Source organism: Mycobacterium colombiense, from assembly GCF_003284935.1.
In the GTDB taxonomy this organism is placed as follows: Bacteria; Actinomycetota; Actinomycetes; order Mycobacteriales; family Mycobacteriaceae; genus Mycobacterium; species Mycobacterium arosiense_A.
The window spans coordinates 1-7,910 of record NZ_QMEV01000115.1 but is presented as its reverse complement, the minus strand read 5'-3'; the positions used below and the strand labels follow the sequence as shown (position 1 = coordinate 7,910).

The following is a 7,910-nucleotide window of genomic DNA, read 5'->3' as shown; positions in this document are numbered from 1 at the left end:
ATGGTGACATCCTTCCAGCCTGCCCACGCCGGGCAAGCCATCTCAGTTGTCACCTATTCGTGCAGCAGACCCGTGACGTTGCACGCGCGACATGCTAGCGCCGGACCAATAAGCCAATGTCAAACGCGCTAGCACATGCGGTAGCGCGTTTGGGAGTCACCTTATGCACGGAAACCCGTTACCCATGTGGCCTATGGGACTTGTGCGGGGGCCTCGCGACAATTAGTCCGCCCGTAGCGATTACGTCGCCGTCGCGTACTGCAACACGGGTTCCGACGAATCGACGTGGCCGAAGCTGATGATCCGCAACCGGTAGGGGCGCACCTCGTAGACGACACCGTCGACCGGGTTGGTGACGTCGAATCCGTCCTCGACGCGCTCGGCGTTGGAGAGCTCGAGGTGGGCGCCGTCGCGGATCCGTTCGCCGCGGTAATAGTAAGTCCCGCTGAGGTTTTGACACACCACCGCCAGCGACTTCGCGGTGCGCAGCACGGCGGCCGGCGGATTGCCAGGGTCGCAGCGCGCCGTCTCGCCGACGAACCCTAACCCGTCGGCACCCTTGACTGGGCGCGACAATGTGGGCGTCAACGGTGGCGGCGGGGTCGTCGACGCGGGCGGGGGCGCCGCCTTCAACGCCTGGGACGGCGGCGACGCGTTGTGATGAGTCCCGCCAACCAGATTCATCGACAACACCAGGCCGGCGATCAATACCACCACCGCCACCGCGGTCACGAGCAGCGGCGTGCGGGCGATAGCCGGCCAGTGCCAGTTGCGCGCGGACGCGGGAGGCGGTGCGGGACGGTCGGCGGCCTCGTCGAGTTCCTGAAGGGAGACGGTCGGCAGCGGCCGCGTGCGAGGCGGGGGCCCGCTTCGCCCGGCGGCCACACCCACGGGCTGCTCGTAGGCCGCGAACACCGCGTCACTGGCGGCGCGAGCCAGGTCACCGGCGGAGGCGAATCGCGCCGCGCCGTGTTTGGCCATGCCGCGGGTGATGATGTCGTCGTAGTCGCGGCCGACGCCGCGGCGCATGATGCTGGGCCGGGGCGCCGGCGACAGCATGTGCGCGCACTTCATTTCCCCCGCGTCCTCGCTCTCGAATGGCGGTTGACCGGTGAGGCATTCGTAGAGGACGCACGCCAATGAGTAGACGTCGGTCTGCGGCCCGACACGACCGGTGGTGAATCGCTCGGGCGCCATGTAGGTCCGCGAGAACTTCTCGTCGCCGGCGGCCTGCGCGATGCCGAAGTCGGCGAGGTAGGTGAAGTGGTCGTGGGTCAGCAGGATGTTCTCGGGCTTGACGTCGAGGTGCACCAGCCCGGCGGCGTGCGCGGCGTCCAGGGCCCGGGCCACCTGTGCGGTGATCGACGCCGCGCGCGACGGCTCCAGACCGCCCTGCTCACGCAGCAGGTCCTTGAGGCTGCCGCCGTCGTCGACCAGGTGCATGTCGATGTAGGGCACGCCGTCGATCTCGCCGAAGTCGTGCAGCGGCAGGACGTGGGGCTCCTGTAGATGCGTCACCTTGCGGCACTCGCGCCAAAGGCGTTGCTGGAAACCAGGGTCCGCGGCCGTCTCGCCGCGTAACAGCTTGAGCGCGACCATCCGGTCCTTAACCGTGTCGTACGCCCGGTAGACCTCGCCCATCGCCCCGGTGCCGATCAGTGAGCGCAGCTCGTACGGCCCGAACCGGGTACCGAGCCGCGAACTGCGGGACGAGGAGGTCAACGAACGATCCTTTCTGCTCAAGACAGTCCAACGCCGCGGGTTCCCGAATCCGGCGTCGACATAACGTGCGCAGCCTCACGCGTGTCGCTACTCCGAGACTCCGACGGTGGCCGCTATTGTCACCCGGCCAGTTCCCATCCGCATGACCAGACAGACCTCGGCCTGCACGGAAACTGCGCCTGTCCCACCCTAACGGCAGCGGTGGCTCCGACCGACACCTGTAGTCGAGGCTGTTTGTGCACGAGGCGCGGGACACCAAGATGTACACCGCTAAGCTATTTCCCGATCAAGCATGCTGGACACCGAAGCGAAACCGATTGAATCAATAGCCTTTACAGATTCAGTTTCGATGCGCATTGGCTCAGATCCGGGCCATGCCATCCCGATCTTCAGAGCAAAACAGGCACGGTTCCCCGTGTTCACTACCGTAATCGGCATAGCGCGCGACGGTTTGCACAACCTCCGCGGCTGTACTGGCATCGAGTGACGGTTCCGCAACGGTCGATTCGTCATATGGACGCAGCGAGGCAATGCTCCGCACTAGAGCGCTCGAATGATCTGGGCTGCCAGTAATATCGACCGTGGAACGGCCATCAACAAACAGCGTGTACATATCGTGTTCTGGAAATCCATAGTTGAGTCGCAGTACCCACCAGTGGCCATCTTGTGCGGCGGCATACGGGAAAAATTTGTATCCGGTACGCAACCAGTCTGGTTGCGCGGTCTCGTCGATCACAGGACGCGGTACCGAGGAGGGTCCGTTGCCGCCTGACATACCAGGATTCTAAACTCATCGCTCAGCGAGCCGCGGCCGGCCAAGCTGGCTTTGTACTTGAATCCCCTACAGAAGGCCGGGATCGGCCGGCAAGCGCGGAACATCAATGCTGACCGTCCTCCCACTCTTCCTCTGGGGTCTCGCCGAGCCAATGCGGATGCGCATGCGGAGGCGGGATGAAGTGAGGTCTGATGTCTGGCCCGACGCCACCAATCATCGGCCCGCCCCGCGGCGACGTTCGCGGCGGCGGCGCTTCGACGACCGGCGGCTTTTGGACGGGCGCTTCGATCGGTGCAGGCGCAGCAGGTGCCGATCGAACAGGCGGCAGCGGCGGTGGGCGCTCTGGGTCAACGCCGAGCGTCGCATTCACGCTGGGTCGGCTACGTGTCGAGCTCTCGATGATGGAATTCCACACGCTGTCTCCCTTGAGGCCATTTGCTTGCGCTTTCGCAATAAGCTCATCGAGGGCCTTATTGGGCTGAGTCGCGTTCAATTGGTCAGCAAGTCCCCGGTCAGCCATCAGCTCCCGTGTCCAGGACCGCAGCGAGTTTCGCAATTCGAACATCATCTTGGCGCGCGCTTCGGGGCTTAGGCCCTGTTTGATGAGTTGCTCGTTCAGCTGACGCATACGTAATTCACCCTGGGCATAAACCGTGCGCGCCTCCTCAGCCGACAACGTTCCGGTGTTGTAGTCCGGCAAGTCCAACTGAGTCCTGGGGTCAGGTGCAGGGGGTGGGGGGTCTTCTTTCCAGTGATTGTCGACAGCGCGGACGTGGTTGTCTTTCCGCGGGCTGCCAGCGGGCGGGCGGTGGGGAAATTTGTCGCCGACGCCGGCGACTGCGGCGGTTAATTCGCCTGCGACTTGTCGATCGAGTCCCATCAGTTGGGCGGCGCGCTGACGAAGGTCGTCAGCGAGGGCTTGCGCTTGGGCTTGTCGAGCCATCCGCTGGTCTGCAGACCCGCCGATCATGCGGTCGGTGACGGAAAGGTCTTCGCTAACCTCGAATCCTGCCGAGTGGGCATCCACAACGGCATAACGCACGCGAGATCGCGCCGCGTGCAAATCCGAGGCTCCACTACGAGCAATCTTGGCCGCCCGCTGCAACTGATCAGCCGCTGCGCTGGCAGTCATCATGTCCGAGTGCGTCGCGGTGCGCAGCGCCTCAGCAGCCTCCCCTTGCCAATCAACTGATAAGGCATCCCGCCAGACCTGGTTGGCCACCCCATAACTGCGCTCAGCCACGGCCTCCCAGTGAGCGGCCGCCTCGGCGAGGTGATCAGTAGGCCAGGCCAACAACGACGACAGGCCGGGAACCCCTGCAACCGTTTCCATTGCTACACGCTGGTGACCGACTGAGCCACCGCAGTAAGTTTGGTGGCCGACTCGGCTTCCTGTGCCAAATAGCCCCTATCGGCCCGGGTGACGCTGATAGCGCGGGCCTCCACCTGTGCAGCCAGCCCCACGGTGAACGCCGTGATCTCAACGTGAGCGGCATTGACCGCAGCCGCGCTGGGCTGACACGACAAACCCAGCCCTGTCGGCGCTGAGGTGGCCTCAAGACCGTCCAGCAAAGCGCCCCAGCGGGCAGCCATAGCCAGAACTCTTGGGCTATTCACATGCAATGTTCGCTGCACAAGCGAAAGCGTAGGCGGCGCATCACTCGCATGCCAGTCACTGAGACTCCGTCGCCAATTCGATCCACCGAATGTAGCCATTCCCCTTGGGATATGAGAGTACGAATCATGCAGCTAATAGGCTGCGCCAAAGCAATACGGTCCGCGGATTGCGAGGTCAACGCTTGAGTTATTGGCCGCCGACCAGCGATTCAGCTACTTGTGCGCCCTCGGGCGTCAGTTGGAGCCATATCCTCAAATCCCACAGCGCGGGTTCGTCATAGTGGTCGACGAAGAGATCACGTAATCGATCCATGGCGGCGTCGATCGAAAGATCCCAGGGAACCACTCGCTCGTCAGAAGCGCCGAGTATGTCGCCGATCTTCATGAGGCCATCGTCAAGCAGAGATCGGATCGCGCGCAACACCACATCATGCTGGTCAGCAACAGTCTCGGCCAGCTGTTCGCGTCTTATTACCGACGTGACGTGCGCCATCGGGACGCACATTGCCAGGCCATCGAGCAGTAGCTGGTTACGCAGGAACTCTTCGGCGCTGAACCTCGGCCGGTGATATTCGCGATGCTGGTCATCGGGTTCGGTCATCGTTTCCCACCATCCCAGGTCCGTAGCCCCCATGGCCCGCATCCCCGAATACAGTGAGTAATTGTCCGGCACGTAAGAAGGTGAGGCCTTCGATGACCGACATGACGGCGCAGTTCGCGGAGATCGTCGGCGAACACAACCTGCTTACGGGCGACGCCATTTCCGAGGACTACGCACACGATGAGGTGCTGACCAAGCCGGCGCAGAAGCCCGCATACCTGGCCACGCCCGCGACCGCCGACGAGGTCGCTCACCTGCTCAAGGCCGCCACGGAAAACCACGTGCCGGTGACTGCCCGCGGCTCCGGCACGGGCCTGTCGGGCGCGGCGATCCCCCGCGCCGACGGGTTGCTGATCTCCTTCGAGCGCATGAACGCCGTGCTGGAGGTCGACGTCACCAACCAGGTCGCCGTCGTGCAGCCCGGGGTGACCCTGACCGAACTCGACGACGCGACCGCCGGCACCGGGCTGCGCTACATGGTGCACCCGGGCGAGCTGTCCTCCAGTGTCGGCGGCAACGTCGGCACCAACGCCGGCGGCATGCGCGCGGTCAAGTACGGCATCGCCCGCCACAACGTGCTTGGGCTGCAGGCGGCGCTGCCCACCGGTGAGCTCATCCGCACCGGCGGCAAGATCGCCAAGGTCTCCACCGGCTACGACCTGACCCAGCTCATCGTCGGCTCCGAAGGCACCCTGGCCCTGGCCACCGAGGTCACCGTCAAGCTGCACCCGCGCCTCGACCACAACGCCACCGTGCTCGCCCCCTTCGCCGACTTCGACCAGGTCATGGAGGCGGTGCCCAAGATCCTCGCCAGCGGCCTGGCGCCCTTCATCCTGGAGTACATCGACAGCGTGACCATGGCCGCGCTGGTGCACACGCAGAATCTCGAGCTGGGCGTGCCCGACGCCGTCCGCGACAGCTGTCAGGCGTATCTGGTTGTGGCGCTTGAGAATCGGACCGCCGAGCGGCTGGACGAGGATGTCGAGACGACGGGTGAGCTGCTCGCCGAGCTAGGCGCGGTGGATGCGTACGTGCTCGAGGGCGGGTCGGCGCGCAAGCTCATCGAGGCGCGCGAGAAGGCGTTCTGGACACTCAAGGCACTCAACGCCGACGACCTCATCGACGCCGTCGTGCCGCGCGGCGCCATGCCGAAATTCCTCTCCGGCGCACGAGGGCTGGCGGCGGCGGCCGGCGCTGCCGCGGCGGGCTGCGGGCATGCCGGGGACGGCAACGTGCATCTGGCCATCTTCTGCCCCGACCCGGCGATCCGCAAGCAACTGCTGACCGACATCTTCGCGCTGGCAATGGAATTGGGCGGCGCGATCTCCGGCGAGCACGGCCTGGGCCGCGCCAAAGCCCCGTACTTCGTCGAACTCGAGGACCCGGTCAAGGTCGACCTGATGCGCCGCATCAAGGCGAGCTTCGACCCGGCCGGCATCCTCAATCCGGACGTCGCATTCGCGTCGGATGGCAAGTGATCAACGCGCCGTTGCCAATTGGCTCACGATATCGAGCCGGAGGAACTCCGGCGCCTTGATCACCCTGCGCAGCATGAAGCGGATGAACGCCGGCATGTCGGTCGCGCTTTCGTCGCGGAACACGACGGGCGCGCCGAGCTGGTAGCGCCGTCGCCGCGTCTGCAGTTCACAACCGCCCGCGGCGAGAACGTTGCGCACCCAATCCGTTTCGGGACCGTACGTCAGCGCGATCACAAATCCGTTGTGGCGCCGAAAGACCCACAGCGGGGTGCGAAAGGTGCGGCCCGATTTGCGCCCGCGGTGGACGACCACTCCCCATCCCGGTGCCCACGGGGCGATGAACTTGGTGAATCGATTGAGGCCGATCTTGTTGGCCCGGGCAACCCATCGCGGTGCTGGCATCTCCTTAACTCCTCACATGGAGAATTTATAGGTCTAGGCTAAAGCGCCGTCCTCCGGAAGTCAACGACTGTAGAATTTCTGGACTGTGCCTCCCATTGGACGACGCCCGGGCAACCCCGACACCCGCAACGACATCGTGGCGACCGCTCGACGGCTGTTCGCCGATTCGGGATACGACAAGACCTCGGTCCGCGACATCGCCGCCGGTGCCGGCGTCGACCCGGCGCTGATCCGGCACTATTTCGGCAGCAAGGCCGAGCTGTTCCGGTCCACCATGGGGTGGCCCATCGACCCGGCGGAGATCAGCGAGCGCATCGCCCGCGGCGATCGCAAGGACAGCGGCGAGCGCCTGACGCAGGTGTTCTTCGCGGCCTGGGAGCAGCCAGACTCCCGCGCTTCCCTACTGGCGATCCTGCGGGGTGCCGCCACCCACGACGAATCGGCTGCCCTGGTGCGCCAGTTCATTCAGGGCCAGCTGTACCCGCGGTTGGCCAAGCTGCTGGAGGGGTCGGACGCCGAGCTGAGTGTCGATCTGGCCATGGCCCAACTGCTGGGCATCGCCTACTTGCGTCATGTCCTCCAGGTCGAACCGATCGCGTCCGCTCCGGTGGACGAACTGATTGCGCGGGTGACGCCAGTCGTCACCGCCCACCTCACCTCGGGGCGCTAGGCGACCTCGGCCGCGTCTTGATCCCGTGGCGCCTGTGTCTCCGCGGGCCACGCCCGAACGCGAAACCCTCAGCTAGGCAACGGCTCCCGGCCGATCGCCGGCGTCACGGACGCGTCCACGTCGGTTTCTTCGTGGTCGGCGAGCCAGCGTTCGGCGTCGATGGCCGCCGAGCAGCCGCTGCCCGCGGCGGTGATGGCTTGCCGGTAGGTGCGATCCACCAGGTCCCCGGCGGCGAACACCCCCTCCATCGAGGTACTCGTGGTCCGACCCTGCACCAGCACATACCCATCGGGATCGGTCTGCACAACATCGCGCACCAACTCCGAACGCGGATCATGCCCGATGGCCACGAACACCCCGCTCACCGGCAACGTCGACACCACACCGGTACGCGTGTCACGCACCCGCAAACCCGTCACCGTGGACTCACCCTCGACTGCCTCGACCGCCGCATTGGTCACGAAGGCGATCTTGTCGTTGGCCCTGGCCCGCTCCAGCATGATCCGCGAGGCACGAAACTCCTGGCGCCGATGCACCACCGTCACACTGCGGGCAAACCGGGTCAAAAACGTCGCCTCCTCCATCGCCGAATCCCCACCCCCGATCACCGCAATGTCTTGATCCTTGAAAAAGAACCCATCACAG

9 protein-coding genes are annotated in these 7,910 nt (G+C 64.9%); 2 read left to right on the top strand and 7 right to left on the bottom strand.

What is annotated here, in order from left to right; all coding sequences use genetic code 11:
• Window positions 1-240: 240 nt before the first annotated feature.
• The 5 genes from DQP57_RS25715 to DQP57_RS25700 all read right to left on the bottom strand — a co-directional run bounded on the left by DQP57_RS25715 (window position 241) and on the right by DQP57_RS25700 (window position 4,715).
• Window positions 241-1,722, bottom strand: a complete 1,482-nt coding sequence (locus DQP57_RS25715; RefSeq protein ID WP_112635640.1) for a serine/threonine-protein kinase — start codon at window positions 1,720-1,722, stop codon at window positions 241-243.
• 361 nt (window positions 1,723-2,083) lie between these two features.
• Window positions 2,084-2,497, bottom strand: a complete 414-nt coding sequence (locus DQP57_RS25710) for a hypothetical protein (RefSeq protein WP_112635638.1) — start codon at window positions 2,495-2,497, stop codon at window positions 2,084-2,086.
• 103 nt (window positions 2,498-2,600) lie between these two features.
• Window positions 2,601-3,830 carry a hypothetical protein gene (locus DQP57_RS26730; RefSeq protein ID WP_133259315.1) on the bottom strand — a complete coding sequence of 410 codons (1,230 nt, stop codon included), beginning with the start codon at window positions 3,828-3,830 and terminating at the stop codon, window positions 2,601-2,603.
• Window positions 3,831-3,832: 2 nt separating this feature from the next.
• Entirely contained in the window at window positions 3,833-4,090 is a 258-nt protein-coding gene (locus tag DQP57_RS25705; RefSeq protein ID WP_205869241.1) for a hypothetical protein, read from the bottom strand.
• 211 nt (window positions 4,091-4,301) lie between these two features.
• Window positions 4,302-4,715 carry a hypothetical protein gene (locus DQP57_RS25700; RefSeq protein WP_133259314.1) on the bottom strand — a complete coding sequence of 138 codons (414 nt, stop codon included), beginning with the start codon at window positions 4,713-4,715 and terminating at the stop codon, window positions 4,302-4,304.
• A gap of 92 nt (window positions 4,716-4,807) precedes the next feature.
• Between DQP57_RS25700 and DQP57_RS25695 the strand changes: the two genes are divergently transcribed.
• Window positions 4,808-6,193: an FAD-binding oxidoreductase gene (locus DQP57_RS25695; RefSeq protein ID WP_112635634.1), complete on the top strand. Its 1,386-nt coding sequence runs from the start codon at window positions 4,808-4,810 to the stop codon at window positions 6,191-6,193.
• Here the strand turns inward: DQP57_RS25695 and DQP57_RS25690 are convergent, their stop codons facing one another.
• Window positions 6,194-6,595 (bottom strand): nitroreductase family deazaflavin-dependent oxidoreductase, encoded by a 402-nt coding sequence (locus DQP57_RS25690; protein ID WP_112635632.1) that lies wholly within the window; start codon window positions 6,593-6,595, stop codon window positions 6,194-6,196.
• 85 nt (window positions 6,596-6,680) lie between these two features.
• Here DQP57_RS25690 and DQP57_RS25685 point away from each other — a divergent pair, with 85 nt between their 5' ends.
• Window positions 6,681-7,265 carry a TetR/AcrR family transcriptional regulator gene (locus DQP57_RS25685; RefSeq protein WP_112635630.1) on the top strand — a complete coding sequence of 195 codons (585 nt, stop codon included), beginning with the start codon at window positions 6,681-6,683 and terminating at the stop codon, window positions 7,263-7,265.
• Window positions 7,266-7,333: 68 nt separating this feature from the next.
• Here DQP57_RS25685 and DQP57_RS25680 read toward each other — a convergent pair.
• Window positions 7,334-7,910: NAD(P)/FAD-dependent oxidoreductase (locus DQP57_RS25680; protein WP_165821904.1), on the bottom strand; the 577-nt coding region annotated here is incomplete at its 5' end.